This is a genomic window from Salmonella sp. SAL00653 (assembly GCF_046552515.1).
In the GTDB taxonomy this organism is placed as follows: Bacteria; Pseudomonadota; Gammaproteobacteria; order Enterobacterales; family Enterobacteriaceae; genus Salmonella; species Salmonella enterica.
The window spans coordinates 43,845-70,117 of the sequence record NZ_JBGDTY010000003.1 but is presented as its reverse complement, the minus strand read 5'-3'; the positions used below and the strand labels follow the sequence as shown (position 1 = coordinate 70,117).

Genomic DNA, 26,273 nt, shown 5'->3' with positions numbered 1-26,273 from the left:
CGCCATCCGGCCCCGGCGTTTATTTTGCGTTGAATTGCGGATTCGCCAGCATAAACCCGCCGTCGACAATCAGCGACTGACCGGTGGTATAGCTTGCGCCTTCCGAACACAGCCAGGCGACGAGGCTGGCTATTTCATGCGTAGAACCCGGTCGGGCGATAGGGATCGAGGGTTCCGATCCCGGCTCAATGTCGCTGTCATCCATATCATTCATCGGCGTGGCGATAGCGCCTGGCGCGACGGCGTTGACCAAAATATGATGCTCAATCAGTTCCAGCGCCATGGATTTAGTCAATCCGCCCAGCGCATGTTTCGCCGCGGTATAGGCGCTGGCTTGCGGAAGCGGCGTATGCTCATGGACGGAGGTGATGTTGATAATGCGCCCTCCCTCTCCTTGTTTAATCATATGCCGGGCGGCGATCTGCGCGCAGAGAAACGCGCCATCGACGTCCACGGTAAAAATTTGCCGCCACTGCGTAAACGGCATATCAATAAACGCGGATTTGGTCATCGCCCCGGCATTATTGACCAGCACGTCAACGCGCCCCAGGCGCTGAATAAGATATTCAATGGCCTGCGCGCCCTCGGGCAACTGGCTCAGGTCAAGATGAATGGTCTCAGCCCGCACACCAAATTGCGCCGCTTTTTTCGCCGTTTCCTGCGCGCCGCGTTCATCGGAATGCCAGGTGATACCAATATCAAAACCGTTTTGTGCTAATAACAACGCACACGCTTTGCCAATTCCCGAATCTGATGCCGTTACAATTGCGACTTTGGTCATATTCCTCTCCGGATGATTCATACACAGCCTAAGTATAGGAACCCTGTCTGAATCATCCGGAAAAATCAGGAATGATAACCGCCGCCCAGCGCGCTGGTAAGCTGAATAGAGGCATCCAGCCACTGGCCCTGCAACAGCAAGCCGTTACACTGCTCGCGCAGTGCCGGGATTTTGGTCTCGCTCACGCGGGAACCCGCAATAATACCGGCATTAAAGCGCGCTTGCGCCAGACCGACCACACGCTGCGAGTCATGCTCAATCTGCTGCTGATGCTGATTTTTCTGCGCCAGCGTCTCTACCTGACTGGCGGCGCGCGCCACATCATTAACCGCATCTACCACCGCTTTGTTGTAGTTGGCGATAGAAAGGTTGCTTTGCGCTTTGGCGATATCGAGGTTGGCATTCAGCCTGCCGCTGTCGAAAATCGGCAGCGTCAGCCCGCCGGTAATGCCATATTGCTGTGCGGAATGGCGGAACAGATCGCTCAGATGTAACGCATCCTGCTGTAAAAAAGCCATCAGATTGATATCGGGATAAAACGCGGCCTTCGCGGCGTCAATGCTGCTCAACGAGGATTCAATGTACCAGTGCGCGGCCTGTAGATCCGCCCGGCGCGCCAGCAACGAATACCCCAGTTGCGACGGTAACTGGCTTTCAACGGCGGGGAGACTCACCTGACGCAGCTTGAGCGCCGCCGATTGCGTATTGGTTAACGCGCTGAGCCGCGCTTCAATAACCTTCATTTTACCGTTAACGTCATTCAACTGCTGCTGGGTTTTGCTGGCGTCGATATCGGTCTCGACCCCTTCAACAGAAGAAGTAATACCGTGTTGATACAGCTCCCGGTTTACCGCCACCACGTTTTGCTGCTCATGCTCGATTTGCATCAGCACATTTTTCAGCGCTGCCTGTGTTTGCCACTCCCAGTAGAGTCGCGCCACGCCGCTTGCCAGCAATTGTCGGGTCTGCTCCTGCTCCGCTTCGCGCGCTTTGACCGCCCCGATCCGCGCAGTAACTTCAGCGCGGTTTTTCCCCCATAAATCCAGATCCCAGCCCGCCGTCAGGCCGAATGTACCGTTGGTATACCACGGCCCGGTCGTTCCCGCCGCGGGGTCGGTAATCGCGAATGGCCCCATCAGCCCTTCCGCGGACATTCGCTGGCGCTCAATGTCGGCAGAAAAGTCGAGCTGCGGGCCGTCCTGCGCCTCAACCGCTTTCGCCTGCGCTTCCGCCAGTTGAATACGCTGTTCAGCCACCTGCATATCCGGCGAATGCTGTATGGCATTATCGATCAGCGCGTCAAGCTGCGCATCGTGATACGCCTTCCACCACTGGCTATCCGGCCAACCGTTTTTCAATGCCGCCGGCAGGCTGGAATCAACATGAGAAGAGGGCGTCTGCTGGGTCAGCGACTGGCGGGTATCGTGCATGGGGGCGCAACCCGCCAGCAAAATAAAAAGCGGTAAGCTCGCTGTCGCGGCAAGGAAAGAATTACGATTCATGGAGGTGTTCTGATAAAAAAAGGTGCGCAGAGAGTACGTCTTACGGCGATCTATTTTTTAGTTACGCGTGGCAATACATCATCAGACAACAAAAGACATATTTTGAAATTTATATGATTAGCAAATAATTTCATCTGATACATTTTTTGATGTAATACTTCAATGAAAAGTCCCACTAACCCGTTCATAAATGAACGATTTTGCTGCAATACGCGCCAGCAGCCTTCATGAGTTAAACGTCGCCGCGCCCAACAAAGCAGCAGATGGCTTAATACTTTCCTATACTTTGTTTGTATTTACCAATAAAGGGACAAACAATGAAAATTCTTCTATGGGCAATCTTAATTATTTTTCTGATTGGGCTGTTGGTGGTAACGGGCGTGTTTAAGATGATTTTCTGATTCCTGCGCCGGGCAGCGATAGTATCTGCCCGGCACACGTTCTGGACGCTGTAGAGATTAGATTTTAATAGCCTGAATCGCCCGCGCAATCTCGGATGAACGGTTTAACGCCCGAATCGACTGAAAGAGTTCCGTCGCCTCAATATATTCCTTACGCAAATATCCCAACCACTGTTTAATACGCGCGACATGGTATAAACCGGTATCGCCCTGCTTTTCCAGTCGGGTATATTTTTGTAATAACGTTACCACTTCCGGCCACGGCATACGCGGCTCGTTATACTTCACCACCCGACTCAGGTTAGGAATATTTAACGCCCCACGGCCGATCATCACCGCATCGCAGCCGCTGGTCGCCATACATGCCTGCGCGCTCTGCCAGTCCCAGATTTCGCCATTCGCGATAACCGGAATAGTCAAACGCTGGCGTATTTCGCCGATCGCCTGCCAGTCGATATGCTCGGCGCGGTAGCCCTGCGCTTTGGTACGACCATGCACCACCAGTTCACTGGCGCCGGCCTGCTGCACCGCATCGGCGATTTCAAATTTTCTATCGCCGCTATCCCAGCCGAGATGCACTTTTACCGTCACCGGCAGATGCGACGGTACCGCGGCCCGCATCGCTTTCGCGCCCTGATAGATGAGTTCGGGATCTTTGAGCAATGTCGCACCGCCGCCGCTGCCGTTCACCACTTTTGACGGACAGCCGCAGTTCAGGTCCACGCCATATGATCCCAACGCCGTCGCCCGCGCGGCGTTTTCCGCCAGCCACTGCGGATGCTGGCCCAGAAGCTGAATACGCACCGGCGTGCCGGACGGCGTGCGGCTGGCGTGATGCAACTCCGGGCAGATGCGATGAAACACTTTTACCGGCAGCAGCTGATCCACCACGCGCACAAATTCGGTGATGCAGAGATCGTAATCATTCACTTCGGTCAGCAGCTCGCGCACTAACGCGTCGAGCACGCCTTCCATCGGCGCCAGTAAAACACGCATATCGGTATCCACAGCAAAAAAAGAGGCGCTATCATAACGCCTCTCTGCGATGAGCAAAACTTTTTGCCGGGTGGCGGCGCAAACGCCACGCTACGTCACGTAAAGTGCTCAACGCGGCTCAAGACAGTTATCTTCTTTCCAGCCGTACAGCCATTCGATACCGCGATAAAACGCCTCCTGCGATTTCCCTTTCCACAACAGATTACGCACCTGACGCTCCACCCCGGCGGCGTGATAGAGACGCCCCATCTCGCGGGTAGACCAGACGATACGCGCCGTGCGGGGAATACGCACCGACTCATACAGCGCAAATGCCTGCTGCGCGTCGCCGTCGCAGCGTTCCAGCGCTTTGCCTAGCGTGACGGCGTCTTCCAGCGCCATACAGGCGCCCTGGGCCATATATTGCGCCACCGGATGCGCGGCGTCGCCCACCAGAGTGATACGCTCGGTTCCCCATTTTGCGACCGGCTCGCGATCGGCGGTCGACCAGCGGCGCCAGGAGGTCGGCTTATCCAGCATCTGGCGCGGGCGGGGATGAATGCCGGCAAAATAAGAGAGCACCTCTTCTTTACTGCCGTCTTTCACGCCCCACTCTTCTTGCTGGCGGCTGTGGAATGTCACCACCAGATTGTACTGTTGACCTCCGCGTAGCGGATAATGGACCAGGTGACAATGCGGGACTGCCCACAGCACCGGTGCGTTAATACGTAAATCGTCCGGCATATCGTCGCAATCAATCACCGCCCGATAAACTACATGCCCCGTTACGCGCGGCGCATCGCCGAGTAAACTTTGCCGCACGACCGATTTAACGCCGTCGCAGCCCACGAGAATATCCGCCGTCCAGCTATTTCCCTGCTCATCAAACACCGTAACGTCATCCGGCGTCTGGCGGATATCGACAATATGGGTCGAGGTACGATACTCCACGCCAGGGTGCGTCAGCACCGCTTCCCATACCGTTGCATGAATATCTACCCGGTGAATTACCGCATACGGCCCGCCAAAATGGTCGCGGAACGCCTGTCCGGTTTCAATGCATACCACTTCTTCGGCATTCACGGCATCCATCATGGTAATGTGATCGGTAAACACCGCACGCTGGCGGGCAACATCGCCCACACCGAGACTATCCAGCGCCGAAAAAGCGTTCGGCCCAAGCTGAATACCCGCGCCAATCTCGCCAATTTCGTGCGCTTTTTCCAACAGCATGACTTTTATTCCCTGGCGCGCCAGCGACAGCGCGGTCGCCGCGCCGCCGATTCCGCCACCTACAATAATTGCGCTTGTCACGTGAGTCATGGTCATTCTCCTTTTCAGGCCGGGATTTTATCTTGTTGATTTTCCGGCGCGGCGGCAATAAACGCCGGTAGCTGTACGCAGGCGTCATAAACGGCTTTACAGCGCGGATAGCCTGATAAATCGCAGCCCATCCTGAGCGCATTCGCCCACTGAGGAATCAGGCAGCAGTCCGCAAGGCCTGGCGCGTCGCCCACGCAGAATCGTCCGGACTGACTTTTACGCAATAGCTGCTCTACCGCGCTTAACCCTTGCTGTATCCAGTGGGCGTACCAGCGTTTTTTATCCTCTTCGCTAACCTTCAGCTCATCGGTCAGGTAGCGCAACACGCGCATGTTATTGATTGGGTGTATATCGCAGGCGATAGCGTAGACAATTTCCAGCGCCTGGCTGCGCGCCGGGTCGCTCGTCGGCAGCAGCGGCGTTTGCGGAAAATGTCGGTCCAGCCAGTCGACGATGGCCAGCGATTGCCCCAACGATTCGCCGTCATCAGTGACCAGCGTCGGCACCAGGCCTACCGGATTCATCCGTCGGTAGGCCAGCGCATTCTGCTGGCCGATACGAATATTGACGCCCACCGTCTGGTAATCAATCCCCTTTAACGCCAGCGCAATACGTACACGATAAGACGCCGAACTATTAAAGAAACTGTACAGCTTCATCGTTCACCTCAGACAATTTTCACAGCAATCGGCGTCAGACCTTCTACGTTCCCGGTGATAACATCCCCTTTCACCACGGCGCCCACCCCCTCTGGCGTACCGGTGAAAATCAAATCACCTGGCTGCAATTCAAAAAAGCCGGACAAATAGCTGATGGTTTCATTCACCGACCAAATCAGGTGACGAATATCGCTGCGTTGATGGTCTTCGCCGTTAACCTGTAGCCAAATAGGGGCGTTATCCACATTATGCGTTTCAGCGGCTTTGTGTAATGGCGCAATGGGCGCGGAGAGATCGAACGCTTTGCCGATTTCCCACGGGCGTCCCATCTGACGCATTTCCATCTGACGATCGCGACGCGTCATGTCCAGGCCGGTGGCGTATCCCCAGACATATTCATGGGCTTTTTCGAGCGGAATATCGCTCCCCTTTTTACCAATCGCCACCACCAGCTCAATTTCATAATGGTAGTTATCGGTCTGCGCCGGATACGGCAGTTCCAGGGTATCCCCCGCCGCTACCGGGACGACAGCGTCCGCTGGTTTACAAAAGAAGAACGGCGGTTCGCGATCGGGATCAAAGCCCATTTCACGGGCATGGGCGGCATAGTTGCGACCCACGCAGTAAACGCGACGTACCGGAAACTGCTCATCACTGCCCGCCACGGGTACTGTTACCGGGGCCTGCGGCTGGAATACATATTTGGTCATGTTCTCTCTCCCTAATTAATAACGTGCTTCGCGAAACAGCCCCAGGGCTTCCTGAACCGGCTTGTCCGAAAAGCTGAATAACACCGTGTCTTCGCTGCTGCGAAACGACACCTCATGCCAGGTCGGCGCCACAAAAATGTCTTTTGCGGAAAAATGAAAAGTTTCGTTGCCGATAGTGACCTGCCCTGCCCCTTCAACGACGTGGTAGATAGTGCTGTCGGTGCTCCGAGCCACACGCGAGGCAAAGCCTTTTGGCAGCAGTTGCAGGAACGCGCCCATCGACGGCATTGGATAACCGCCGGTGACGGGATTAACGTAACGCAGCTTGTAGCCTTCCCACTCATCCGGATCGCCCATACGGGTCAGATCGTGCAACGCCTCGCGACTGCGGTCGTAACGGTAGTTGAAAATCGGCGACGAGTTCCCGCGCTGGTGGCGCAGCGGCAGCATATTCGCTGCATAGCGCGGCAGATAATCGCCCTCTTTTCGCGTCACCGGCTGCTGATCTTCAGGATAGTCTTCCGCAAAACCACAGCCCAGGAGATTGACTAACGGCAGATCCAGACCATCCAGCCATACCACCGGCTCTGATCCCGGATTACCATGATCGTGCCAGCGCCACTGCGGCGTCAGGATAAAATCGCCGGTATGCATTGGCGTGCGCTCGCCGTCCACCGCGGTAAATGCGCCTTTACCTTCGACGATAAAACGCAGCGCCGACTGGTTATGGCGATGACTCGGCGCGACTTCGCCGGGCAGGATCAGCTGTAAACCAGCGTATAAGGTCGCCGTGATCGACGACTGACCGCGCAATGCCGGATTTTCCAGCACCAGCACCCGGCGGATCGCCTCTTTCGCGCCAATGACATTGCCGCTTTCCATCAGTAGCGGACGAATTTCCTGATAATTCCAGTAGGCCGGCGCGCAGTTGGCGTTTGGCGTCTGCGGTACCAGGTGATGTAACGATTCCCACAGCGGCGTCAGATTCTGCCCGGAAATATGTTGGTAATACTGTTGACGGCTATCTTTTACGTTCTGATTTATTTCAGACATGGAGATTCTCCTTATTCGTTTACGACGCTGGCACGCGGCAGGTCGTCAGGTACAGAAATCGAAAGGCGGACAACCACCGTCAGCAGGGTAAGCATTACCGCGCTGATAGCCGCCGGAATAGCAATGACAAAAAACAACGTATCGAAAGAGAAATTGAGGGCCATCATCATGCCGCCGGAGAGCGAACCGACAATCGCCCCGCAGCGTCCAATGGCGTTCGACCAGCTCACGCCCGTCGCCCGGCTTTGGGTGGGGTACAGCGTCGCCGTCAGAGCATTAAGCCCGACCTGGGAACCGCTAATACCGATGCCGGTACCAAAAATCGCCAGCGCCATCAGCCAAAGGCCGTTTTCGCTCAGGCCTATCATGACAATGCAAACTGCGCCCAGCGCATAGCTCACCGCCAGTACCCGGAACGGGTTAAGCCGGTCCATCAACACGCCGAGTAACAGCGCGCCAAGCGTGCCGCCAACCTGGAATGCGGCAGTCCCCCACGACGCCTGTTGCAGATCAATACCGCGATGGTTAAGTAACGTCGGCATCCAGCTGGAAAGCAGATAGATAATGAGCAGGCTCATAAAGAACACCACCCATAACATCAGGGTAATGACAAGCTGTCGCCCGGCAAAAAGCTGGCGAATACTGCCTTTGGCGATGGCTGCCGTCTCATGCAGAAAGAATTGCGTATCGAGATAGCGCTCGCCGGTAATGGCGCTGACCGTCCGGGCGACAACGGCTTGCGGTAGTTGGCGGCGTACCTGCCAGCGGGGAGATTCCGGCAGCGCGAACAGCAGGCCGAAAAACAGCATCAAAGGCAAGATGCCGCCTAGCGCCAGAATTCCGTGCCAGCCAATCAGCGGCACCAGTTGCGCGCTCACAATCCCGCCCGTCGCCGACCCCAGGGTAAAACCGCAGAACATCAGCGTGACCAGCGCTCCGCGTCGACGAGCGGGAAGGTATTCCGACGTCATGGTGATGGTATTTGGCATCGCTCCGCCCAGTCCCAGACCGGTTAAGAAGCGCAGCAACACCAGGGTTTCTATATCCGGCGAGAAAGCGGAAAGCAGGCTCAATGCGCCGAATAGCGCCACGCAAAGCTCAATGACCCGCTTGCGGCCAAAGCGATCCGCCAGCGGCCCGCATAGCAGCGCGCCGGCCGTAAGCCCCAGCAGCCCTGCGCCAAACAGCGGCGCAAGTTCGCTGGCGCTTAGCTGCCAGTGAGTACGAATATCCGGGGCGATGAAGCCAATCGCGGCGGTGTCGAAACCGTCGAGCATAACCACCAGAAAACAGCAGATGATAACGCGCCACTGCATTTTGCCGACGGGCGCGGCATCAATAAGGGCTTGTAGATCACGTCGTTGAGTCATAGCTAATGCCTCAGTGCAGGGAGATAGATGTTGTTTTTATGTTTGCTATGTTACGAGTTTGTAGAGTGAGCGATAAAATGTACAATGGCTTTTCAGGCAGAGACATAACCTGGAGGTTATAGCGAATGGCGAACTGGGCGCAGAAATTGAAATTACATCACCTGCAAACGCTGGTTGCGCTGGGCGAACAGGGCAACCTGACGCACGTCGCCCGGATGATGAATATCTCCCAGCCGGCGCTATCGAAGTGGCTATCTCAACTCGAAGATGAGATAGGCATCACGCTTTTTGAGCGCCACAGTAAAGGACTACGCCCCTCGGAAGGCGGTAAATTACTGCTCCAGCACGCCCAGCGCCTAATTAACGATCTGGAGCGTTCACAGTATGAAATCGCCCGTTTCAAGCAGGGCGGTCTGGTTGGCAGTCTGAAGATCGGCTGTTCGCCCGTGGCGACTGACTGCGTATCACAGGCGATTCTGAGCCTGCTTAACGAAATGCCGACGCTGCATCTGAATATTGAAGAGAAGGTAATGACGCCGCTGCTGCACGATTTGCTTGCCGGTCAGGTGGATGTGGTGGTAGGGCGTGTCGGCGGCCGCGCCCTGCAACTGCCGCTTAATTATCAGGTACTTTATACCGAGCCGGTCTGCTTTGTGGCGCGTCCGCACCATCCGCTGGCCGCGCGAGCGCAGATCGCCTGGAGCGATCTGGCACACTGGCGGTGGATAGTCTGGCCAACCGGCACCCCTATTCGCATCAGTATTGATAACGCCCTCGTCGATAATGGCGTCATGCTCCCGGAAAACACCATTGAATCGGCGTCAATGAACGTCAGCACCAATTTGCTGCAAAGCAGCGATATGATCTCTATTCTTTCTTTACGGCTGGCGCAACGCTATGCCAGCCAGGGGCAACTGGCGATTTTAAACTTGCCAAAAATTGAGCAAAAAGGCAGCGTAGGGATGTTCTGGCGTAAGAATGAGACGCCGTCTTTGGCCCTGAGTCGCTTTTTGTATTTTTTAGCCCAGGTTTAACGCCGCCGACCAGGGGCATTGCCCGATGTTCCTGCTGTCTATACCCACTATGCTAAGAATTCATGATGTGATCGGTAGCACGTTTTAACGTTTAATTGTATGATGAATCCATCTCATCAAGGGCTTTAAACATGAGTAAGTCACTGAATATTATCTGGCAATATATACGCGCTTTTGTATTGATTTATGCCTGTTTGTACGCAGGCATTTTTCTTGCATCACTGCTTCCTATCACTATTCCCGGCAGCATTATCGGGATGTTAATTCTGTTTGTGTTGCTGGCGCTGCAAATTCTGCCGGCAAAGTGGGTTAACCCCGGCTGCTATGTGCTGATTCGTTATATGGCGTTGCTGTTTGTGCCGATTGGCGTCGGGGTCATGCAATATTTTGATTTACTGCGCGCGCAATTCGGCCCGGTGGTGGTCTCTTGCGCTATCAGTACGCTGGTCGTTTTTGTGGTCGTAAGCTGGAGTTCACATCTGATACACGGTGAGCGTAAAGTGGTTGGGCAGAAGGGAACGAAAAAATGATGACATATATCTGGTGGTCGTTACCGCTGACGCTGGCGGTATTTTTCGCCGCCCGCAGACTGGCGGCGCATTTTAAAATGCCGTTGCTGAATCCGCTGCTGGTGGCAATGGTAGTCATTATTCCTTTTCTGTTGCTGACCGGTATTCCCTACGAGCACTACTTCAAAGGCAGCGAAGTACTTAACGATCTGCTGCAACCGGCGGTGGTGGCGCTGGCCTATCCCCTTTATGAACAGTTGCACCAGATTCGCGCGCGTTGGAAATCCATTATTAGCATCTGTTTTGTCGGCAGTCTGGTAGCGATGATTACCGGAACATCCGTTGCCTTGCTGATGGGCGCAACGCCTGAAATCGCGGCATCGGTACTGCCTAAATCCGTGACTACGCCTATCGCGATGGCGGTGGGCGGCAGCATCGGCGGCATCCCCGCGATCAGCGCGGTATGCGTAATTTTTGTCGGTATTCTGGGCGCGGTGTTTGGCCACACGCTGTTAAACGCGATGCACATCCGTACTAAAGCCGCACGCGGGCTGGCAATGGGGACCGCCTCACATGCGCTCGGTACTGCGCGCTGCGCCGAGCTGGATTACCAGGAAGGCGCGTTTAGCTCCCTGGCGCTGGTAATCTGCGGCATTATTACCTCGCTGGTAGCGCCCTTTTTGTTTCCGCTCATTCTGGCGGTAATGCGCTAACGACGGGACAAAAGACCGGGTTAAAATTTGCGATACGTCGCGCATTTTTCATTGAAGTTTCACAAGTTGCATAAGCAATGAGATTTAGATCACATATTAAGACATAGCAGGCCCGTAAACTACGGTTCCATTACATTGTTATGAGGCAACGCCATGCATCCACGTTTTCAAACTGCTTTTGCCCAGCTTGCGGATAATTTGCAATCAGCGCTGGCCCCTATCCTGGCGGACCACCATTTTCCCGCCATGCTGACCGCAGAGCAGGTCTCGACGCTTAAAAATACGGCGGGACTGGACGAAGACGCTCTGGCTTTCGCACTGTTACCTCTGGCGGCGGCCTGCGCCCGTACCGATTTGTCCCATTTTAACGTCGGCGCGATTGCGCGCGGCGTTAGCGGCAACTGGTATTTCGGCGCAAATATGGAGTTCCTGGGCGCCACCATGCAACAAACTGTGCATGCTGAACAAAGCGCGATTAGCCACGCCTGGCTACGCGGCGAAAAAGGGCTCGCCGCCGTCACCGTTAACTACACCCCTTGCGGCCACTGTCGCCAGTTTATGAACGAGCTGAACAGCGGTCTGGATCTGCGCATTCATCTGCCGGGCCGCGCGCCGCATACGTTACGCGATTATCTGCCTGACGCTTTCGGGCCAAAAGATCTGGAGATCAAAACGCTGCTGATGGACGAGCAGGATCATGGCTTTACGTTAACGGGCGATACGCTAACGCAAGCGGCGATAACGGCAGCCAATAAGAGCCATATGCCTTATAGCCACTCACCGAGCGGCGTGGCGCTGGAATGTAAAGATGGCCGTATTTTCACCGGCAGCTATGCGGAAAACGCCGCCTTTAACCCTACGCTTCCCCCGCTGCAAGGCGCGCTAAACCTGCTGAGTCTCAATGGCTATGACTATGCGGATATTCAGCGCGCGATTCTGGCGGAAAAAGGCGATGCAGCATTAATTCAATGGGATGCCACCGCCGCAACGCTGAAAGCGTTAGGTTGCCATAATATTGACCGCGTCCTTCTCGGCTAAGCAAATGTGCCGGATAGCGACGCACTGGCGTCTTATCCGGCCTGACTCTCCTCTCCCGCGACTCGATACAAGGGAAATCATGCTGAAAATCTCCGCAATCAGACGGCGGTTTCTTGCGCTACGTCTTCGGGTACAGTAGCCTGATCGTACTTTCATCCTGGTATCGAGTTTCCTGCATGTTAAAGCGCGTGTTTTACAGCCTGTTGGTCCTGGTAGGCTTGCTGCTGTTGACGGTGCTTGGCCTCGATCGGTGGATGAGCTGGAAAACAGCGCCCTATATCTATGACGAGCTACAGGATCTCCCCTACCGCCAGGTTGGCGTCGTGTTAGGGACAGCCAAATACTATCGCAAGGGTGTCATTAATCAGTACTATCGTTATCGTATCCAGGGCGCGTTAAACGCTTACAATAGCGGTAAAGTCAATTACCTGCTGCTCAGCGGCGACAATGCCCTGCAAAGCTATAACGAACCGATGACCATGCGCAAAGACCTTATCGCGGCGGGCGTCGATCCTGCGGACATTGTGCTTGATTACGCTGGCTTCCGTACGCTTGACTCCATTGTGCGTACCCGCAAAGTGTTTGATACCAACGACTTTATTATCATCACTCAGCGCTTCCACTGCGAACGCGCCTTGTTTATTGCGCTGCATATGGGCATTCAGGCGCAGTGTTACGCGGTACCTTCGCCCAAAAATATGCTGACAGTGCGCCTGCGCGAATTTGGCGCCCGCTTTAGCGCGCTGGCGGATCTCTATATTTTTAAACGCGAACCGCGTTTTTTAGGCCCGCTGGTACCTATTCCCACGCAGCATCAGGTGCCGAATGACGCCCAGGGGTATCCGGCCGTTACGCCGGAACAATTGCTTGAACTGGAAAAGAAAAAAGGGAAATGATCATGGATGTACAGACGATATTTGTCATATTAGCCTTTCTGCTACTCCCGCTTTTTTGCTTCCGTGAGGCCTGGAAAGGCTGGCGAACCGGCGCGGTAGATAAAGTTGTCAAAAATGCGCGAAAACCGGTTTATGTCTATCGCCATGCCGATCCCGTACAATATTGGTCTTATCTTTTTCTTTATACCGGTTGCGGTTTTTTATTTACTGGAATGATTATTTATCTTCTTTTTTATCGTTAATCTATTTATTATCCCTTTAAAATTGAGAATAGTTATTATTATGATATAAGGAACAAATGCTGTTTTGCATTCTGGTTTCATTTTTTTGTGAATTCTTTCACAGAATCCCCTTCTTTCAATGCTTAGGCTGGCGGTAGATTTTAGATCATTAAAACGCGTTATTTGCGTTTCGCCTTAATTTATTCAAGCATTAAGGAAGATTATATGCCGCAACAAAATTATCTGGATGAACTCACGCCTGGTTTTACGCCATTACTGGCAATAAAAGAGGCTTCACGTTGTTTATTATGTCACGATGCGCCCTGTAGTCAGGATTGCCCGGCGCAAACCGATCCGGGGAAATTTATTCGTTCTATTTACTTTCGCAATTTTAAAGGCGCAGCGGAAACTATCCGGGAAAATAATGCGCTTGGTGCTGTCTGCGCCAGAGTCTGTCCGACGGAAAAATTATGCCAGCGCGGATGTACACGTTCCGGAATAGATAAACCTATTGATATTGCACGCCTGCAACGTTTTATTACCGATTTTGAACAGCAGACTGCCATGCAGATTTATCAGCCCGGGAGTAAAACACGCGGGAAAGTCGCGATTATTGGCGCGGGTCCGGCAGGTTTGCAGGCAAGCGTGACGCTCACACATTTAGGCTATGACGTCACCATTTACGAAAAACAGCCGCAGCCCGGCGGATGGCTGCGTCACGGCATCCCGGCATTTCGTCTGCCGCAAAGCGTACTCGATCAGGAAATTGCCCGCATTGTAGAAATGGGCGTCAATATTAAATGTAATTGTGACGTGGGCGGGTCGCTATCGCTTGCGCAACTCAAAGCCGAATATCGCGCCGTGCTGATGACCGTCGGGATGTCCTGTGGCTCTGATTTACCGTTATTTGAGCAAGCCAGTCACGTAGAGATTGCCGTTGATTTTTTACAGCGCGCCCGTCAGGCCGACGGCGATATTAGCGTTCCGCGTAGTGCATTAATTATTGGCGGCGGCGACGTAGCGATGGATGTCGCCAGTACGTTAAAAATTCTCGGCTGCCCTTCCGTCACCTGCGTGGCGCGGGAAGAATTAGCCCAATTTCCCGCCAGCGAAAAAGAATTTACCAGCACTCAGGCATTAGGCGTATCAATTATTGATGGCTTTACGCCTGTCGCCGTCAGCGGAAATAAAGTGACCTTCCACCATGTACGCCACTCAGGAGAACTGACGCTGGAAGCGGAAAATATTATTTTGGCCGTGGGGCAGCACGCGCGACTGGATACCTTTGCGGAGATAAAAGCGCAGCATAATATTATCGACACGCATAATTATCAAACCGACGACCCGGCGATCTTTGCCGCTGGCGATATTGTTAAAGGTGATAAGACCGTCGTTTATGCGGTAAAAACCGGAAAAGAAGCCGCTCAGGCCATTCATCATTATTTAGAGGAGGCCTGCTCATGTTAACAAAAGATTTGTCTGTTACCTTTTGCGGCGTTAAGTTTCCCAATCCGTTTTGTCTTTCTTCTTCTCCGGTAGGCAATTGTTATGAGATGTGCGCCAAAGCCTATGATACCGGCTGGGGCGGGATCGTTTTTAAAACCATTGGTTTTTTTATTGCCAACGAAGTCTCTCCACGTTTTGATCACCTGACGAAAGAAGATACCGGTTTTATTGGTTTCAAAAACATGGAGCAAATTGCTGAGCATCCGCTGGAAGAGAATCTGGCCGCCATTCGACGGCTAAAACAGGATTATCCGGATAAGGTGCTGATTGCTTCCATCATGGGGGAAAATGAGCAGCAGTGGCAGGAACTGGCGCGTCTGGTTGAAGAAGCCGGCGCGGATATGATTGAGTGTAACTTCTCTTGCCCGCAGATGACCTCGCACGCCATGGGAAGCGATGTAGGGCAAAGCCCGGAACTGGTTGAAAAATACTGCCGCGCCGTAAAACGCGGTTCATCTTTGCCAATGCTGGCGAAAATGACGCCGAATATTGGCGATATGTGTGAAGTCGCGCTGGCCGCCAAACGCGGCGGGGCCGACGGTATCGCCACCATCAACACCGTGAAATCCATTACTAACATCGACCTGAACCGCAAAATCGGGATGCCGGTGGTTAACGGTAAATCCAGTATCTCCGGTTATTCAGGAAAAGCGGTGAAACCCATTGCGCTGCGTTTTATCCAGCAGTTGCGAATGCACCCTGAGCTGCGCGATTTCCCGATTAGCGGTATCGGCGGCATTGAAACCTGGGAAGACGCTGCCGAATTTCTGCTGCTGGGCGCGGCGACCCTACAGGTGACGACAGGCATTATGCAATACGGTTACCGCATTGTAGAAGATATGGCGAGCGGCCTCAGCCACTATCTGGCCGATCAGGGATTTGCCTCATTACAGGAGATGATCGGGCTGGCGAATGGCAATATTATCCCGGCGGAAGACCTGGATCGCAGCTATATCGTCTATCCGCGGATTAATCAGGAGAAATGCGTCGGCTGCGGACGTTGCTATATCTCCTGCTATGACGGCGGTCATCAGGCGATGGAGTGGGATGAACACAGCCGCACGCCGCATTGCAATACGGAAAAATGCGTCGGTTGTCTGCTGTGCGGTCATGTCTGCCCGGTCGCCTGTATTGATTTAGGCGAGGTCAAATTTAAAAAAGGCGAAAAAGAGCACGCGTTAACGCTGTAGCTCGCGGTATGAAGCCCGGCGCGCAGTTTCGCTGCGCCGGGTTATCTGATAAGCAAGGCAATAGGTCTGGATAACTACTTCTTACGCGCGTATTTCAGCGAGTCCAGCGCCACGGCGAAAATGATAATGCCGCCTTTGATAATGTACTGCCAGTACGGGTTTACCCCGATATAGGTCAGGCCGTAGTTGATGACGGTAAAGATAATGACGCCGGTCACCACGCCGAAGACCGTACCCACTCCGCCGCTAAACGATACGCCCCCGACCACGCACGCGGCAATCGCATCCAGTTCATACATAAAGCCGAGGTTATTGGTGGCAGAACCAATACGCCCTGCTTCCAGTAAGCCGCCGAAGGCATAAAACACGCCGGAGAGCGCATAAATCATCAGCAGGTTCAGCGCCACGTTTACGCCAGAAACTTTCGCCGCTTCCGGGTTGCCGCCAATAGCAAAAATGTTTTTACCAAAGCGGGTCTTATTCCACAGCACCCAGACAAACGCTACCGCAATCAGAGCGTAAAAGGTGATGTAGGAGAGCCGGAAACTGCCCATCGCCACAAAGCCCTGCGCAAAGGTGGAAAAGCCGCTGTCAAAGCCGGAAATGGGCGAAGCGCCGACAAAGTCATAGTAAAGGGAGTTGATCCCATAAACGATAATCATCGTGCCAAGCGTGGTAATAAACGGCGTCACGTTCAGGTAAGCAATGATGATGCCGTTCACCAGGCCAATCACCGCGCCAATCGCGCAGACAATCAGGATGACCAGCGCAATCGGCATGGTCGCCATTTCCGGAAACACTTTGTTGGCGTTTTCCATTGATTGCAGTAATGTTGCCGCCACAACCGCCGCCAGCCCTACCTGACGCCCCGCCGACAGGTCTGTCCCCTGGGTGACGATGAGTCCCGCCACGCCCAGCGCGATAATAATACGTACCGAAGATTGCGTCAGAATATTACTTAAATTCAGCAAACTTAAAAAAGTCGGGTCCTGGAAAATAATAATCGCCAGCAGCACTAAAAGAACGACGTAAATTCCGCCCTCTTTCAGCCAGGTCAAAAAGCTTTTCTTGTTTAACGCACTCATAAGGAGCCCCTGATCTTAAAGGTGCAAAGAAGCAAGACGCAAAATTTCGTTTTGCGTTGTTGTTTTAGTATCGACAATGCCGGAAACGAGACCGTTACTCATCACCAGGATACGATCGGTAATCCCTAACAGCTCCGGCATTTCAGAAGAGATAATGATGATCCCCTTGCCTTTTTTCGCCAGTTCCGCAATAAGCTGATAAATTTCAAATTTTGCGCCGACATCAATGCCGCGGGTCGGTTCGTCCAGCATTAATATTTCCGGCTGCGTTAATAGCCAGCGACCAATGATCACCTTTTGCTGATTGCCGCCGGAAAGTGAACCAATTTGCGTGCGATGCCCCGGCGTTTTTACCCGCATGGAATCAATGACCCATTGGGTGTCGCTTTTCATCCGGGAATTATCCAGTAACCCCACTTTATTTTTATAATTACGGATATTCGAAATTAATGAGTTAAATCCGATATCCAGATAGGCGTAAATTCCGGTGGAACGACGCTCTTCCGTCACCAGCGCAAAACCGTGGTTAATCGCTTCGTTCGCAGTGTGATTATTAATTTTCTTGCCATGTAAAGTGATTGTCCCGGACGACTTCTCACGAATGCCAAACAGCGCTTCGACGATATCGGTACGCTTTGCCCCAACCAGACCGGCAATGCCCAGAATTTCGCCCTTGTGCAAATCAAAGGAGACATCGCGAATGGAAGGCTGGCGCAGCGAGGTCAGGTTACGTACTCCAGAATCACGTCGCCCGGCTTATTTTCTTTATCCGGGAAGCGCTGGTTCAGGGAACGCCCGACCATCATCGCAATGATCTTATCCATATCCAGCCCTTCCAGCGGCTGGGTGGCAATCCACTGACCGTCGCGCAAGATAGTAATTTCATCGCACAATTGAAAAATTTCTTCCATTTTATGCGAGATATAAACAATGCCGCAGCCGCGTTCTTTCAGCTTGCGAATAATGGTGAACAGATGATTAACCTCTTTCTCAGTTAGCGATGAGGTCGGTTCATCCATAATAACGATCTTAGCGTTATAGGAAAACGCCTTCGCAATTTCGATCATCTGCATTTGCGAAACGGATAACGTTCCTACGCGCGCGCGGGTCAATATCGATATCCAGCTCATCAAATATCGCATTGGTATCCTGGTACATTTTATCCTGGTCGACAAACATACCTTTGGTGGGATAACGTCCCAGCCACATGTTATCCATGACCGAACGTTGTAATACCAGGTTTAACTCCTGGTGTACCATCGAAATCCCATTCTCCAGCGCTTCTTTCGCCGAATGGAAGTCCACTTCTTTTCCCTGAAATACAATGCTGCCGGAATCTTTTTGGTAAATACCGAAAAGACATTTTAATAATGTTGATTTGCCTGCGCCGTTTTCGCCCATTAATGCATGAATAGAGTGCGGACGAACGTTTAAGTTGACATTATCAAGCGCTTTCACGCCGGGAAATGATTTGTTAATGCCACGCATTTCCAACAAATATTCACCCGACGACGGAGAAATCGTGCTGCCCATAATGATACCCTGTCGGCCTTTTTAATTATGACTATCCGCGCCGGATGGCAAAAGAAATACGTTATCCGGTCTGCGGCGCGTCACCCTTCCACGGTTTCAGGGCGCAACAAAATTGCGCCCACAGACGGAAAAGTTATTTTTGGGTAAATTCGCTCAGATTGTCTTTGTCCACGCCGACATAAGGCACGCGCACGATTTTGTTCTCAATCTTCCAGGTGGTGCCGTCAGCCGCGCCCTTGCCTTCGGCGAGGTTTTTCGCCAGATCGAATGTCGCTTTCGCCTGATTGTTGGCGTCATTCAGTACCGTACCGGCCATCGCGCCCGACTTCACCAGCGCCAGAGCTTCCGGTAACGCATCGACGCCAAAGACCGGAACCGACGATTTATTATGCGCTTTCAGCGCCTCTACCGCGCCCATCGCCATCGCATCGTTATTCGCGATAACCACTTCAATCTTGTTAGCGTTCGGGCCAGATAGCCAGGCATCCATCTTATCTTTTGCCTGCGCGGTATCCCACATGGCGGTGTCTAACGCCAGTTGCTCGGTCTGAATACCTTTATCATTTAACTCTTTCACCACATACGTCGTACGGGCTTCAGCATCCGGGTGCCCCGGCTCGCCTTTCAGCAGAACATACTGAATTTTACCGTCTTTATTCAGATCCCAACCCTGATTCGCCTGCCAGTGTTTGGCAATCAAGTCGCCCTGAATCACACCGGATTCTTTAGAGTCAGTCCCGACATAATACGCCTTGTCATAGCTGTCCAGCGCTTTGCGGGAAGGCTCTTTGTTAAAGAACACCACCGGCACATTTTGCCCGCGCGCTTTCTCAATCACCGTACCAGCGGCTGCCGGGTCGACCAGGTTAATCGCCAGAGCTTTAACCCCTTTCGCCAATAAAACGTCAATTTGATCATTCTGTTTGGACTGATCGTTTTGCGAGTCATTCATCAGTAGCTGAACATCCGGCGCGGATTTGCCATCTTTTTCAATAGCCTTACGCACCACGGACATAAAGTTATCGTCATATTTATAAATCGTCACGCCAATACGAGTATCAGCCGCGTGCGCGTGCGCGCCGAATAACAGACTTGCCATCACGGCAGAAAGGGTCAGTACCTTCTTATTCATGGTAGCTCCGGTTTTATTATGTAGGGTATAGCGTAAAAAAATGCCCGGCTGTTCAGCACATTAACGCGTGTTACTGAACGCCGAAGCGTATTTAGAGCCTATCTCACCAGGCGTTATTGGCGCAGCCAGTTTGGACACGGACAGCGCGCAAAAACCGGAGCGTACACGTAGTACGTGAGGTTTGACTCGCTACGCTCGCCCTTCGAGCCGCCGCTAGCGGCGTTCAAAACGCTAACGCGTTTTGGCGAGCACTGCCCAGGTCCAAAATGGCAAGTAAAATAGCCCTAATGGGATAGGCTCTTATTCAACTCTTTATTTTTGTCCGGTAGTCGCGGGATATTGTGATAACGGTTTTTATAAGCGAAATACCCCAGCAAAACTGACAACTAATTGTTACACATTAGTTACAGTGCGACAAACGTTGTCATCATAGCTATCACAATGTTAATAAACTGTGAATTTACTCACAGATTGAAAACGGTTACATGCGGGGCGTAATCAGTTAGTGATCAGTACCGCATTCTGTCGCCACGCCACCGAATGGCGCCGCACCAAGGTCGGCATAAAGCAGTGCGTCGCCGTGATATCCAGCGTGCCTGCAGCCCCCTGTAACGCCAGCTCGGTCGCGATTTTCGCCATAGAAGCAATAGGATAGCGCACGGTAGTCAACTGAGGATCGGTATAACGAGCAATAGGGATATCGTCGAAACCGATGACAGACAGATGCAAGGGAATGGCGATGCCGTTATCTTTTAACGCCGTCAGCGCGCCCGCCGCCATGTTATCGTTATAGGCAAATACCGCCGTCAGTTGCAGATTGCGTCCCAGCAACTCAACCATTGCCGACTCGCCGCCCTGCATGTCCGGCGTGCCGGTGCCTATCCAGCTCTCCGACGCAGCAATCCCCTGCTCTTGCAGCGCGTGTAACCACCCTTCTCTGCGCATCGCGTCATCTTCAATACGGTGGCTGGAGGCCAGGTAGCCGATGCGTTGATGTCCATTATTCAGCAACATTCGGGTAGCCATTCTGGCGCCGCTCACATTGTCGAGACAAACACAACGATGCGCATAACCCGGCACGATACGGTTAATCAGCACCATACCGGGGATCTGATCCATAAAGTCGCTCAGCTCGCGATCGGTTAAGGCTTTTGAGTGAACAATCAATGCGTTACAACGCTGACGGATCAAGACTTCAATCGCATGGCGCTCTTTTTCCGCCTCATGATAACTGTTGCCAATGAGAACATATTTCTGGTGCTGCTGCGCGACCAGATCTACGGCTTTCACCAGAGCGCCGAAAAAGGCATCGGAAACATCCATGACCACGACGCCGATGGTATCGCTCACCTGGGTGGCCAGCGCTTGCGCATTCGCATTTGGCCGATATCCCAGCAGGGTGACGGCCTGCATAACGGCGTCACGGGTGTCGGGACTGACCAACGCGCTGTTATTCAGTACGCGGGAAACGGTCGCTACAAACACGCCAGCCTGGCGCGCTACATCACGAATGGTGATCATATTCACTGCCCTGTTTGAGTTCAAAAATGCTCACAAATGCCCCGTTAGCAGGCGGCTATTTTGTCAGCACCCTGCCCAGGGCTGCGTGAGAAACATCACAGGGATGGAAACGGTTACAGCCATTTTGTTAATGAATGTGATCCAGATCGTTATCTGAGCGATCCTGACGCGCGCAACGTGAGTTGACGCCATAACCACTCGACCGGTCCCTGTCGCCAGAAACGTAGCCAGATGACGGAAAAGAGAAGGTTTATTGCCCATACCGGAACGACAAAGAACAAGAGTTCCAGCCGATTGAATTCCATAAATAAGCCAAACTGATAAAACAGCGTGGTACAGATGATCGTCTGCAGCAGATAATTGGTCAGCGCCATTCGCCCTACGCAGGCAATGGCAAGCGTCAGTCTGCATCGGCTAAGCTGCGGCCAGAAGCCAAACATCAGCGCGGCATAGCCCAGCGTTTGCAACGGCGCGCTCAGTTCGCGCGGCGCCTGCAATAAGAAGGCGCACCAGCGGTACGCCCAGTCCAGCCGCCATTGTAAGATGACCGCAGGCAGGTTGATCATTAGCCCTAACGCCACCAGCAGAGCCCCGGTACGGCGATAGTGCCGCAGACTGTACTGACCTTTCAGCCAGCCGCTACGCATTAGCGCGGCGCCCAGCAGCATCATACCCGCCAGTTGCCAGCCATACTGCGCGCCGAGCGCCAGTAAACTATTCGACAGCATCTCTGCCCGGTTGCTGATAGCCTCCATGCCGCCATTCAGCTTCCAGTATTTTTCATACAATATTGCCGACGCATCCGGCGTCCAGGCGCGGCTGGTTTCGCTACTCGATACCACGCCCAGCAGCAGTAGCACGCCAATCCCGACCAGATAAAGGAGTATGCCAGTATTGAACAGGCTTTTTACCGAAGGCGCGTCGCGTACCTGTCGCCAGCAAATTAACCCGACCAGACCGTAGGCCAGCAGAATGTCGCCGTCCCAAAAGAATAACGCATGGATAAAACCTAACAGTACCAATAGCGTTAAGCGCGACTGAATCCACTGTTTACCACGCGGAAGCAGCATTTGTAGCCCCGCGCCAAACAACAACGCGAACAGAGTAAGAAACTTAGCCTGCGCCACAATATCGAGAATCGCCCAGGACCAGGCGTCTTCGGGAACGATCGCGCCGTACCAGGCGGGATTGAGATAAGCCGCCTTCGGCAATCCAAAGGCGCTAATGTTAAGAAGCAGGATACCGAGGATAGCGACGCCACGTACAAAATCCAGCGTGACATTACGTTCCATCGTCTCCGCCTTAATCATGGATGATGGCGAACGGCACGCAGAAACTCCTGGCGCGTATTCTGGCTGGACTTAAACAATCCGCCCAGCGACGTCGTCGTCGTGGCGCTGGTTGCGTCACGAATACCGCGCGCTTTCACGCAGTAATGCACCGCATCAATCGATACCGCTACATTATTGGTGCCGAGCAAGGTTTGCAGCACCGTCAGAATTTGTTGGGTCAAACGTTCCTGAACCTGCGGACGCTGGGCGAAGAATTGCACGATGCGGTTAATTTTCGACAGGCCGATCACGGAATCTTTGGGGATATACGCGACGGTCGCTTTGCCATCAATGGTCACAAAGTGATGTTCACAGGTGCTGGTCAGCGTGATATCGCGGACGGTGACCATTTCATCCACCTTCATTTTATTTTCAATGAGGGTAATTTTCGGGAAATTAGCATAGTCGAGGCCGGCGAAAATCTCGTCAACGTACATCTTAGCGATACGATGCGGCGTTTCCATCAGACTGTCATCGCTCAAATCGAGATTCAGCAACTGCATAATCTCAGTCATATGCCCTGCGATAAGGCTTTTTCGCGTTTCATTATCCAGTTCATCCATAGGCGGGCGCAGCGGCGTTTCCAGCCCCCGGGCAACCAGCGCGTCATGAACCAGGGCCGCTTCTTTACTGAGTGATGGCATTAATCGTGTTCTCCTGCAGGTGTGGCGCCTCTGCCCTGCATGGGGCAAAGTTTGTCAATATTGTGACAGTGCGATTATTGTGCGTGAGGTGGCGCACATAATCCAGTATTCACGCCCATAATTGTTGAAATTGTCGCTGCCTTTCATGACATCTTTTCCGGTGCGAGAATGCTGGCAGGACAAAGGGCATATTTGTTAACGCAACGTTATTTAAATGATGTAGCATGTTTATGTATTACGGAAGTGAAAGTTACTCACAACGCGGTGAATAATCTGTATTATGAAGAATCTGCATACCTTATCAGGTTCACCATAAAAGGAGCCCCCGCATGGAAATGCTCGAAGAGCACCGATGTTTTGGCGGCTGGCAGCAGCGCTGGCGTCATCATGCCGCCACGCTAAACTGCGCCATGACATTCAGCATTTTTCTTCCGCCGACTCAGGATAATGAACCGCCTCCGGTACTGTACTGGTTGTCCGGGTTGACCTGCAATGATGAGAATTTTACCACCAAAGCAGGCGCGCAGCGTATCGCAGCAGAACTGGACATTGTATTGGTGATGCCGGATACCAGTCCACGCGGTGAACAGGTCGCCGACGATAGCGGATACGATTTAGGCCACGGCGCCGGGTTTTATCTCAATGCCACACAGCCGCCCTGGGCCAGCCATTATCGCATGTACGATTACCTGCGCGATGAACTTCCGGCGCTTATCCAGACACAGTTTAACGTCAGCGACCGTTGCGCCATCAGCGGGCACTCGATGGGCGGCCACGGCGCATTAATCATGGCGCTGAAAAATCCGGGTAAATACACCAGCGTCTCTGCTTTTGCGCCTATCGTCAACCCCAGCCGCGTGCCGTGGGGAATCAAAGCGCTTACCGCTTATCTCGGCGAAGATGAATCAGCCTGGACTGATTGGGATAGCTGCGAATTAATGCTGGCCAGCCAGCCGCAGGACGCCATTCCTGTGCTCATCGATCAGGGCGACAGCGATCAATTCCTCGCCGATCAGCTTCAGCCCGCCGTACTGGCGGAAGCCGCGCGGCAAACCGCCTGGCCGATGACGCTACGAATCCAGCCTGGCTACGATCATAGCTATTATTTTATTGCGTCCTTCATCGAGGACCATCTGCGCTTTCATGCCCGGTATTTACGGGACGAGCGTGAGACGTCACCAACATAATGAATTTTCCAGCGCCGCGCTGTAATTCACCTCCTCCGACTGCGGCGCGGAAGATTTATTATTTAAATCCGCGGCCTGCTGGCGTACCTGAAGGCGGCCGCTGCCCTCTCCGCCTTCATAACTTTCGTGAAAATTACGCAGCTCGGATTCAAACAGCACCGCATCAAGATTATGCAACTTATCCAGCGCCCGCAGGAGAGAAATTAACGTATCAAGATTGAGCCCTCCCCCCTTCTCGATACGCTTGATGGTGGCAATGCCAACGTGCGCGCGATCGGCAAGCTGCTGCTGGGTCATCGAAAGAGACAGACGCGTCTCCTTTAAGCGGGCGCACAACGACAGGATAATCTCGTCGTTATTCATCGTATTGTATTTCACGCTGTTACCCTCTCTTGCGCGGCTGAATTTTCCCCAGCGAACCATGATACGTTTCACGGTATTTAGCGCTCATGTCTTTACCGGTCTCGTACATCGCAGCAATGATCTCATCGAGCGAAATACAGGGTTCGCTTACGCGACTCATCGCCATCGTCGCCGCGTTTATCGCTTTCACGGCAGAGATGGCATTTCTCTCTATGCAGGGAATTTGTACCTGCCCGCCCAGCGGATCGCAGGTCAATCCCAGATGATGTTCCATGGCAATTTCAGCGGCGCTCAGCGTTTGCTCCACGGATGCGCCCATCAGTTCAGCCAGGCCCGCCGCCGCCATTGAGCACGCCACGCCGATTTCCCCCTGACAGCCCACTTCAGATCCCAGAATAGAGGCGTTTTGTTTAAACAATATCGCGATAGCGGCGGCGGCCAGGAAGAAACGGGTCAGAGCACCGGGCTCCAGCGGCGTGACAAATTTATCATACCAGCAGAGCGCTGCCGGAATGATGCCGCACGCGCCATTGGTTGGCGCGGTAACAATCTGTCCGCCGCTGGCATTTTCTTCGCTTACCGCAATCGCGAAGGCATTGACCCAGTTCAGCGCGGTTAAAAAATCGCTGGCGGAGCGGTTAGCCTGTAACGTCTTATGTAACGCACAGGCGCGCCGCGGTACCTGATAGGGGCCGGGTAATACCCCCTCAGTATGCAGGCCGCGATAAACCGCCTGCTGCATCACGTCCCATATTTGCGCCAGATAATTCTGCAACGTCTGTGGCGAGTGGCGGCACAGCTCATTTTTCATCATCAGCGCCGCCACGGACAGGCCGTTACGCCGACACAGCGCCAGCAACTGCGCGGCATGACTAAATTCAAAGGGCGACACTGTACGCAAAGGAAGCGATGGCGTCAGCGGCTCGCCATGTTTGCGGACCTGCCCGGCGCCGGTCGAAAACCAGGTCTCTTCATACACCGTGAAATAATCATCTCTGGCGCGAAACGTCATGGCATAAGGATGGCCTGGATGCGCCTGGTGATTGGCGATAATCTTGACTTTTATCGTGATTCCGCCCGCGTCGGAGAGCGGGAGTTCGATTTTGTTTTCATTTTCCGCACGCTTAATCACCGCCATATGCGAACGGAGATCGACATTCTCCGGCTGGCAACCCAGTAGCCCAAGATAAAGGGCGGTATCCACATTGTGGCACTTGCGGCTTAACGATAACGCGCCATACAGCTCGATTTCAATTTCCCGAATTAGCGGCAACGTCTCTTGTTCTCTGAGCAATGAAATAAAGTGACAGGCGGCGCGCATCGGCCCTACGGTACGTGAGCTGGATGGACCTATTACTATTTTGAATATATCAAGGCAACTCTCCATCGTTATACCAATCCTTTCAGTGTCATTCGCGTTCAGTAATAAATAACATCCTCGCACAGTTGGCATATCAAAAGTGATACCTTTTGTGTCTGAACTTTACCTGGTATCAAAAACAACGCTTTTTTAGCCCTTTTCTGGCTGTGATATCTGTGATAGCACGAGATTCCACGCCGCAAAAGAGCCATTATAATACCCGTAAATTAAGGGAG

The 26,273-nt window shown here is 53.1% G+C and carries 25 protein-coding genes and 1 pseudogene; 10 read left to right on the top strand and 16 right to left on the bottom strand.

The genetic code is table 11. The features are described from left to right. Positions 1-19: 19 nt before the first annotated feature. Positions 20-781, bottom strand: a complete 762-nt coding sequence (locus ACLJRU_RS04965) for an SDR family oxidoreductase (RefSeq protein ID WP_000169615.1) — start codon at positions 779-781, stop codon at positions 20-22. A gap of 65 nt (positions 782-846) precedes the next feature. After that, positions 847-2,283 (bottom strand): multidrug resistance outer membrane protein MdtQ, encoded by a 1,437-nt coding sequence (mdtQ, locus tag ACLJRU_RS04960; protein WP_038394013.1) that lies wholly within the window; start codon positions 2,281-2,283, stop codon positions 847-849. Between the two features lie 317 nt (positions 2,284-2,600). Here mdtQ and yohP point away from each other — a divergent pair, with 317 nt between their 5' ends. Further along, a complete protein-coding gene (gene yohP, locus ACLJRU_RS04955; RefSeq protein WP_000698460.1) occupies positions 2,601-2,684 on the top strand; it encodes a small membrane protein YohP in 84 nt (27 codons plus the stop codon). A 57-nt stretch (positions 2,685-2,741) separates the two neighbouring features. On the opposite strand, the gene dusC is transcribed toward yohP, so the two are convergent. The 6 genes from dusC to ACLJRU_RS04925 all read right to left on the bottom strand — a co-directional run bounded on the left by dusC (position 2,742) and on the right by ACLJRU_RS04925 (position 8,774). Then, on the bottom strand, positions 2,742-3,680 hold the full coding sequence (dusC, locus tag ACLJRU_RS04950) for a tRNA dihydrouridine(16) synthase DusC (RefSeq protein ID WP_023235066.1): 939 nt from the start codon (positions 3,678-3,680) through the stop codon (positions 2,742-2,744). Between the two features lie 108 nt (positions 3,681-3,788). After that, positions 3,789-4,982: a 3-hydroxybenzoate 6-monooxygenase gene (locus tag ACLJRU_RS04945; RefSeq protein ID WP_000150104.1), complete on the bottom strand. Its 1,194-nt coding sequence runs from the start codon at positions 4,980-4,982 to the stop codon at positions 3,789-3,791. 14 nt (positions 4,983-4,996) lie between these two features. Continuing rightward, a complete protein-coding gene (maiA, locus tag ACLJRU_RS04940; protein WP_000781183.1) occupies positions 4,997-5,641 on the bottom strand; it encodes a maleylacetoacetate isomerase in 645 nt (214 codons plus the stop codon). A gap of 8 nt (positions 5,642-5,649) precedes the next feature. After that, positions 5,650-6,351, bottom strand: a complete 702-nt coding sequence (locus ACLJRU_RS04935; protein ID WP_000170621.1) for a fumarylacetoacetate hydrolase family protein — start codon at positions 6,349-6,351, stop codon at positions 5,650-5,652. A 15-nt stretch (positions 6,352-6,366) separates the two neighbouring features. Then, on the bottom strand, positions 6,367-7,404 hold the full coding sequence (gene gtdA, locus ACLJRU_RS04930; RefSeq protein WP_001289857.1) for a gentisate 1,2-dioxygenase: 1,038 nt from the start codon (positions 7,402-7,404) through the stop codon (positions 6,367-6,369). Between the two features lie 11 nt (positions 7,405-7,415). Then, positions 7,416-8,774 carry an MFS transporter gene (locus ACLJRU_RS04925; protein ID WP_038394014.1) on the bottom strand — a complete coding sequence of 453 codons (1,359 nt, stop codon included), beginning with the start codon at positions 8,772-8,774 and terminating at the stop codon, positions 7,416-7,418. 125 nt (positions 8,775-8,899) lie between these two features. Between ACLJRU_RS04925 and ACLJRU_RS04920 the strand changes: the two genes are divergently transcribed. The 8 genes from ACLJRU_RS04920 (at position 8,900) to preA (ending at position 15,881) form a co-directional block, all read left to right on the top strand. Next, the gene (locus ACLJRU_RS04920) at positions 8,900-9,808 is read left to right on the top strand and encodes a LysR substrate-binding domain-containing protein (RefSeq protein WP_000024658.1); all 909 of its coding nucleotides are present in this window, start codon (positions 8,900-8,902) and stop codon (positions 9,806-9,808) included. A 131-nt stretch (positions 9,809-9,939) separates the two neighbouring features. Continuing rightward, positions 9,940-10,338 (top strand): CidA/LrgA family protein, encoded by a 399-nt coding sequence (locus tag ACLJRU_RS04915; RefSeq protein WP_000045719.1) that lies wholly within the window; start codon positions 9,940-9,942, stop codon positions 10,336-10,338. Next, positions 10,335-11,030, top strand: coding sequence for a CidB/LrgB family autolysis modulator (locus ACLJRU_RS04910; protein WP_000989296.1), 696 nt, complete (start codon positions 10,335-10,337; stop codon positions 11,028-11,030). Before ACLJRU_RS04915 ends, ACLJRU_RS04910 begins: the two co-directional genes overlap by 4 nt. A gap of 153 nt (positions 11,031-11,183) precedes the next feature. Beyond that, complete coding sequence (gene cdd, locus ACLJRU_RS04905; RefSeq protein WP_000553526.1) at positions 11,184-12,068, top strand: cytidine deaminase; 885 nt, start codon at positions 11,184-11,186, stop codon at positions 12,066-12,068. Positions 12,069-12,244: 176 nt separating this feature from the next. Beyond that, positions 12,245-12,964 (top strand): outer membrane permeability protein SanA, encoded by a 720-nt coding sequence (gene sanA / locus ACLJRU_RS04900; RefSeq protein ID WP_000920081.1) that lies wholly within the window; start codon positions 12,245-12,247, stop codon positions 12,962-12,964. Further along, positions 12,961-13,206 carry a DUF2542 family protein gene (locus tag ACLJRU_RS04895; protein WP_000605187.1) on the top strand — a complete coding sequence of 82 codons (246 nt, stop codon included), beginning with the start codon at positions 12,961-12,963 and terminating at the stop codon, positions 13,204-13,206. Before sanA ends, ACLJRU_RS04895 begins: the two co-directional genes overlap by 4 nt. Positions 13,207-13,410: 204 nt before the next feature. Beyond that, entirely contained in the window at positions 13,411-14,652 is a 1,242-nt protein-coding gene (locus ACLJRU_RS04890; protein WP_001136420.1) for an NAD(P)-dependent oxidoreductase, read from the top strand. Beyond that, a complete protein-coding gene (gene preA, locus ACLJRU_RS04885) occupies positions 14,646-15,881 on the top strand; it encodes an NAD-dependent dihydropyrimidine dehydrogenase subunit PreA (RefSeq protein ID WP_000956095.1) in 1,236 nt (411 codons plus the stop codon). The genes ACLJRU_RS04890 and preA overlap by 7 nt, the downstream gene beginning before the upstream one ends. A gap of 74 nt (positions 15,882-15,955) precedes the next feature. On the opposite strand, the gene mglC is transcribed toward preA, so the two are convergent. The 6 genes and pseudogenes from mglC to folE all read right to left on the bottom strand — a co-directional run bounded on the left by mglC (position 15,956) and on the right by folE (position 23,127). Beyond that, positions 15,956-16,966: a galactose/methyl galactoside ABC transporter permease MglC gene (gene mglC, locus ACLJRU_RS04880; RefSeq protein ID WP_001275101.1), complete on the bottom strand. Its 1,011-nt coding sequence runs from the start codon at positions 16,964-16,966 to the stop codon at positions 15,956-15,958. A gap of 15 nt (positions 16,967-16,981) precedes the next feature. Further along, positions 16,982-18,499, bottom strand: a pseudogene (gene mglA / locus ACLJRU_RS04875) (galactose/methyl galactoside ABC transporter ATP-binding protein MglA). 133 nt (positions 18,500-18,632) lie between these two features. Then, positions 18,633-19,631 (bottom strand): galactose/glucose ABC transporter substrate-binding protein MglB, encoded by a 999-nt coding sequence (gene mglB, locus ACLJRU_RS04870; protein WP_001036945.1) that lies wholly within the window; start codon positions 19,629-19,631, stop codon positions 18,633-18,635. Between the two features lie 498 nt (positions 19,632-20,129). Beyond that, complete coding sequence (galS, locus tag ACLJRU_RS04865) at positions 20,130-21,152, bottom strand: HTH-type transcriptional regulator GalS (RefSeq protein WP_023235067.1); 1,023 nt, start codon at positions 21,150-21,152, stop codon at positions 20,130-20,132. 149 nt (positions 21,153-21,301) lie between these two features. Beyond that, on the bottom strand, positions 21,302-22,444 hold the full coding sequence (gene yeiB / locus ACLJRU_RS04860; protein WP_038394015.1) for a DUF418 domain-containing protein YeiB: 1,143 nt from the start codon (positions 22,442-22,444) through the stop codon (positions 21,302-21,304). A gap of 14 nt (positions 22,445-22,458) precedes the next feature. Further along, positions 22,459-23,127, bottom strand: coding sequence for a GTP cyclohydrolase I FolE (gene folE, locus ACLJRU_RS04855; protein ID WP_001540445.1), 669 nt, complete (start codon positions 23,125-23,127; stop codon positions 22,459-22,461). A gap of 329 nt (positions 23,128-23,456) precedes the next feature. On the opposite strand from folE, the gene fghA reads away from it, so the two are divergent. Then, on the top strand, positions 23,457-24,314 hold the full coding sequence (gene fghA / locus ACLJRU_RS04850) for an S-formylglutathione hydrolase (protein ID WP_023235068.1): 858 nt from the start codon (positions 23,457-23,459) through the stop codon (positions 24,312-24,314). On the opposite strand, the gene ACLJRU_RS04845 is transcribed toward fghA, so the two are convergent. Both ACLJRU_RS04845 and ACLJRU_RS04840 read right to left on the bottom strand, forming a co-directional pair. After that, positions 24,303-24,692 carry a helix-turn-helix domain-containing protein gene (locus ACLJRU_RS04845; RefSeq protein WP_000876817.1) on the bottom strand — a complete coding sequence of 130 codons (390 nt, stop codon included), beginning with the start codon at positions 24,690-24,692 and terminating at the stop codon, positions 24,303-24,305. The two genes, fghA and ACLJRU_RS04845, sit on opposite strands and share 12 nt — an antisense overlap. Positions 24,693-24,696: 4 nt before the next feature. After that, complete coding sequence (locus ACLJRU_RS04840; protein WP_001540449.1) at positions 24,697-26,064, bottom strand: L-serine ammonia-lyase; 1,368 nt, start codon at positions 26,062-26,064, stop codon at positions 24,697-24,699. Positions 26,065-26,273 lie beyond the last annotated feature (209 nt).

Coding starts and splice junctions, on each gene's coding strand:
- ACLJRU_RS04965 (WP_000169615.1), bottom strand. CDS start 781: ATGACCAAAGTCGCAATTGTAACGGCATCAGATTCGGGAATTGGCAAA.
- mdtQ (WP_038394013.1), bottom strand. CDS start 2,283: ATGAATCGTAATTCTTTCCTTGCCGCGACAGCGAGCTTACCGCTTTTT.
- yohP (WP_000698460.1), top strand. CDS start 2,601: ATGAAAATTCTTCTATGGGCAATCTTAATTATTTTTCTGATTGGGCTG.
- dusC (WP_023235066.1), bottom strand. CDS start 3,680: ATGCGTGTTTTACTGGCGCCGATGGAAGGCGTGCTCGACGCGTTAGTG.
- ACLJRU_RS04945 (WP_000150104.1), bottom strand. CDS start 4,982: ATGACTCACGTGACAAGCGCAATTATTGTAGGTGGCGGAATCGGCGGC.
- maiA (WP_000781183.1), bottom strand. CDS start 5,641: ATGAAGCTGTACAGTTTCTTTAATAGTTCGGCGTCTTATCGTGTACGT.
- ACLJRU_RS04935 (WP_000170621.1), bottom strand. CDS start 6,351: ATGACCAAATATGTATTCCAGCCGCAGGCCCCGGTAACAGTACCCGTG.
- gtdA (WP_001289857.1), bottom strand. CDS start 7,404: ATGTCTGAAATAAATCAGAACGTAAAAGATAGCCGTCAACAGTATTAC.
- ACLJRU_RS04925 (WP_038394014.1), bottom strand. CDS start 8,774: ATGACTCAACGACGTGATCTACAAGCCCTTATTGATGCCGCGCCCGTC.
- ACLJRU_RS04920 (WP_000024658.1), top strand. CDS start 8,900: ATGGCGAACTGGGCGCAGAAATTGAAATTACATCACCTGCAAACGCTG.
- ACLJRU_RS04915 (WP_000045719.1), top strand. CDS start 9,940: ATGAGTAAGTCACTGAATATTATCTGGCAATATATACGCGCTTTTGTA.
- ACLJRU_RS04910 (WP_000989296.1), top strand. CDS start 10,335: ATGATGACATATATCTGGTGGTCGTTACCGCTGACGCTGGCGGTATTT.
- cdd (WP_000553526.1), top strand. CDS start 11,184: ATGCATCCACGTTTTCAAACTGCTTTTGCCCAGCTTGCGGATAATTTG.
- sanA (WP_000920081.1), top strand. CDS start 12,245: ATGTTAAAGCGCGTGTTTTACAGCCTGTTGGTCCTGGTAGGCTTGCTG.
- ACLJRU_RS04895 (WP_000605187.1), top strand. CDS start 12,961: ATGATCATGGATGTACAGACGATATTTGTCATATTAGCCTTTCTGCTA.
- ACLJRU_RS04890 (WP_001136420.1), top strand. CDS start 13,411: ATGCCGCAACAAAATTATCTGGATGAACTCACGCCTGGTTTTACGCCA.
- preA (WP_000956095.1), top strand. CDS start 14,646: ATGTTAACAAAAGATTTGTCTGTTACCTTTTGCGGCGTTAAGTTTCCC.
- mglC (WP_001275101.1), bottom strand. CDS start 16,966: ATGAGTGCGTTAAACAAGAAAAGCTTTTTGACCTGGCTGAAAGAGGGC.
- mglB (WP_001036945.1), bottom strand. CDS start 19,631: ATGAATAAGAAGGTACTGACCCTTTCTGCCGTGATGGCAAGTCTGTTA.
- galS (WP_023235067.1), bottom strand. CDS start 21,152: ATGATCACCATTCGTGATGTAGCGCGCCAGGCTGGCGTGTTTGTAGCG.
- yeiB (WP_038394015.1), bottom strand. CDS start 22,444: ATGGAACGTAATGTCACGCTGGATTTTGTACGTGGCGTCGCTATCCTC.
- folE (WP_001540445.1), bottom strand. CDS start 23,127: ATGCCATCACTCAGTAAAGAAGCGGCCCTGGTTCATGACGCGCTGGTT.
- fghA (WP_023235068.1), top strand. CDS start 23,457: ATGGAAATGCTCGAAGAGCACCGATGTTTTGGCGGCTGGCAGCAGCGC.
- ACLJRU_RS04840 (WP_001540449.1), bottom strand. CDS start 26,064: ATGGAGAGTTGCCTTGATATATTCAAAATAGTAATAGGTCCATCCAGC.